This is a genomic window from Gammaproteobacteria bacterium, from assembly GCA_027296625.1.
Lineage (GTDB): Bacteria > Pseudomonadota > Gammaproteobacteria > JAKEHO01 > JAKEHO01 > JAKEHO01.
Map to the genome: position 1 here is coordinate 1 of JAPUIX010000188.1, position 3,675 is coordinate 3,675.

At 52.6% G+C, this 3,675-nt stretch carries 3 protein-coding genes; 1 reads left to right on the forward strand and 2 read right to left on the reverse strand.

What is annotated here, in order from left to right; translation table 11 throughout:
* Positions 1-533, reverse strand: a 533-nt coding sequence (locus O6944_12265) for a hypothetical protein (protein ID MCZ6719909.1), incomplete at its 3' end; no start/stop codon positions are given.
* Positions 534-1,526: 993 nt separating this feature from the next.
* Positions 1,527-2,684: a hypothetical protein gene (locus O6944_12270; protein ID MCZ6719910.1), complete on the reverse strand. Its 1,158-nt coding sequence runs from the start codon at positions 2,682-2,684 to the stop codon at positions 1,527-1,529.
* A gap of 469 nt (positions 2,685-3,153) precedes the next feature.
* Between O6944_12270 and O6944_12275 the strand changes: the two genes are divergently transcribed.
* Positions 3,154-3,675 (forward strand): site-specific integrase (locus O6944_12275; GenBank protein MCZ6719911.1); only part of this gene is annotated, 522 nt, incomplete at its 3' end.

Here is a 3,675-nt window from a genome sequence, read left to right on the forward strand (position 1 = left end):
CACGCGCTTTCGTATGTGCCGTCTGGCGAGACCAATTTGCCATTGCCCTCAGGGCTGTACAGCAGGCCGAGCCAGTTGAAAGCCCGCTGCATGGTGCGGCGGCCGAAGGAAAGCGACAGAATCCGGGTCTTCTGAATCATGTGCTGAACGGCGTTGCGCGTGATGGGTAGCGATAGCTTGCCAAATCCCTCTATGGCGGCTTCGATCGTCCGGCGCAGGGCCGTATCGGGAAGGCGTACATGATATGAGGCGAGGACATAGGCGGTGCCGGTTTGCCGCACCAGGTTCGGACTCGTCATGTTCTTGGTACCCGTCCCGCTTCCGGTCAGGAAGTTGAAATCATAAGGGAACAGGCCGGACGGCAGTTGCGACCGAACCAACTGATCGACCGCCAGCCGCATGGGTTCCCGGTCATCGGCGTATGCCTGTCCGATTGCGGCGGAGGCAAGGATTACCGAAAGCCCTGAGAGCATCGCAAGGAAATAGGCGCACCGGGCCTTGTGACGATACGCGCTGATGACTCTGACGCGCATGGTATTCACGACGAGGGCAAGGAAATGAATTGACGCAGCTGTCGCATGTGGTGCTGGGACCCTTCAGTGGTTTGACCTGTTGCCGGCAACGGTACCATGTCGCATGTTCGGCGGTCAGACAATCTCGCTGCTCGCCATAAAGTGTTCAGAGCGTGCGGGACTGAGGATGAAATTCCTGAGCAAACGAATTTCATGCTGTACGGAAAAGAATGCTTCGCCGCACGCTGCGACCGCCAATCTATTATCCGCGGAATATCTGGAGCCGAATTCGACGCATCACAGATTGTTTCCGATACAGATGGTTTTGGACTTCTGACACGCACCGTTGAGTCCGCTTATGGCTACAAGCAGACATCCAGTCGCCCAAAATCGACTTCTGCTTTACCCCCAACAACGGACATTCCGAGGCCTACGCTGGACTTCCGCGTTTGACCCAGAGCGGAAGTCGAGGCTCACCAATTCGTGACGCTCTAGCCAAAAGGATTTCGTCGAGACCAAAGAGGCCGCAACGGTCGCGTGATAGAGCGATAGAAATCTTTCGACCCGGACGTTCTACACGCGGTTTTAGGGAACGCTGCGACCCTCATCTCCTTCCGGCTTGGTGCAAAAGATGCGCCGCTCTTGGCATGCGAATTTGAACCGAAGTTTGAGACGGTACACCTCCTCGACCTGCCTAACTATCACATCTACTTGAAACTAATGATCGACGGCGCGCCGTCGCAGCCGTTTAGTGCGATCACCCTCATGCCTTCGGACATTTTTGCAGTTCGCCACTGAGGCCCGATTTTACGACTACCAATGAATGTTGTTCATGAGCAAGCATTGGGGGCCACCTGACGGGCAGATAATTGAGCGCTTGGTGTCTCCCCCTTAGTCGATTTCGCCCGCGCGACGGGAGTGGCCGTGCCGTGGGACGAGACGATAATGTGGGAGCTGGTCCGAACGTCTTGGGAAATGCGGGCTAAAAGGCAATTACTGTCTGAGGAGGAGCAGTTATGCTAAACCGCCGCCACCCATAGCCAGCCCTCCGCCCCCCAGCGATGCAATAACTCTGGCCTCGCTTCCAAACGCATTTGTATCTAGGTACGAATTAAGTAAATCTGCCTGTGACGTCAGCAGTTCCAGTAGGCCTGCCGCCGTATCTGTAAGTGTGTCAGGATCGATTCCTGCGTACGTCGACGCAATCGACAATGCTCCAATGCTGGCTGCGACGGCTAGGGATTTGGAGAGCTTGCCATCTCGCCCGGATTCCCAGATCTTTTCGCCTTTTTCATCCTGTATCTGATCAGCAATCTTGTAATTTTTTTCAAGAACGTGATCAATTATTTCAACTGCGCTTTCTTCATCAGAATATTTGCCTATAATTCGCTTTAGTTCTGAATCCTTCGTTTGAAACATATGGTAATTATCTTTATGCCAGTATACTTCAGCTGCATGGAATTCGCTTGGGTTTAAAGGCGTCACGTTCTTCAATATTTCAATTGCTTGTTTGATTTCGGCAAGCTTTTCGGCTGAATATGCAAGTAATTTGGCTCGGTTATATTGAGTTAAACAGCAAGCGGGCACTATTTCATCAGCAAAATCAAGAAACTCCTTCGCATCGATGAAGGCGGCAGTGCGATAAACATTGACAATATCGCCCGCGTGTTGTGCGTTTTTATCAGATCTCGCTTCTTTCCTCAAATAGTCGTATATAAAGCATAACGACTCATATAGTGTAATCGCGCCGTCTGCCGCTGAGTTATGCATCCACACCTTTACTTCTTTGCTAATGTCGTCTGAGGCACTCCATTTGCCAGCCATGTAGGATGCGTAATTAATTCTTTTCGTGGATGCCGCCAAATACACGACGTTACTTCTTGCGCGCTCAAAATTGTAGCCCTTCATATTATTGAGAGATAGCTGGTCTATTCGGTGAATAACCTCTGCGCATTTGTTCAAAAGATCGGTGCTAAGCGGATCATCGGCGTAGATGTTTAGGAGAGTTTCTGCATCACTTCGAAGTTCTTTGTACCGCTCGTCGTCGGGCGTCTGCTTTTTGTGAATGCGAGCGACCGTATCTTTGAAATTCTTTGCGGCGTCGAGCGGGCTCATCTTTGCCTCTCCAAATTTTGCGCGTTGACCAACTCCGGCAGTCAGCGCATGGAACATTATTATCGGAGATTGCCCGGATAGCACACATCCAGCTGGTTAAAAACGATAGCACATTCAGCGGTTGAAGGCAAATCATGTCTTGGTACGCATTGCGCACGGCAATCTCCTCGGTTTGCTGGCTGGTTCTTCGATTGAACGCCCTTCTTCTTCTGTATATGGCTGGTCAGAGTTCATCAACAGGGCTCCTTCCAATTGCCGACGATAGACCTCTGCCGCCCAGATCGGTGCCGCGACCACACATAATACAACGGCGAGCGCAAATCGCATCGCGCAATTATGTCTGGTCTGCCGGATTGATGCTATTGCGTTAATTCCGGACCATATCCACCTTTGCCCCTGCCAACCGATGTCGCCTTCCACCATAAAGCGCGACACCTTTTTTTCGAACTCCTAGTTTTCTCCCATCCACGGAACCTGTGGATACCACATATTGCGTCTCTATGACGCAAACCATACAATATACGACATGTCTTATCAGAATAAGCGTGAGCCTCTTATCCAGGAGGAAGCCACCCGTCTAGCCCAGGCCTGCAAGAACCACGAGGAGCGGCTGGTTGTGTGGACGCTCCTCGACACCGGCCTGCGGGTAGGGGAGTTTTCGAGCCTCTCCCGTGACAACATCGACTGGCAGGCACACCGCCTCATGATCTATGGGAAGGGAGGACCCTACGGGAGCAAGTCCAAGCGACGGGTGATTCCGCTTACCGCTCGGGTGCAGCCCCTCATCGAGGGGCACTTTGCGTTGCACGATGCGTTCGGGATGGGCGACCGCACCATTCAGCGCATCGTCAAGCGCGTGGCGAACCGGGCGCGTATTAGTCGGCCGGTAACGCCACACGTCTTGCGGCATACCTTTGCCGTCACCGCCGTACAGCGAAATATTTCGCTGCCGTCGTTGCAACGGCTCCTCGGACATGACCACCTCGGAACGACCCAAATTTATTTAAATCTCTCGCCCGAGGAGGTAATCCGAGAGTTTAACGAGAAG

What these genes read in the sequence shown, in the direction of transcription:
- O6944_12270 (MCZ6719910.1), bottom strand. Translation starts at nt 2,684, where the DNA reads ATGTTCCATGCGCTGACTGCCGGAGTTGGTCAACGCGCAAAATTTGGA.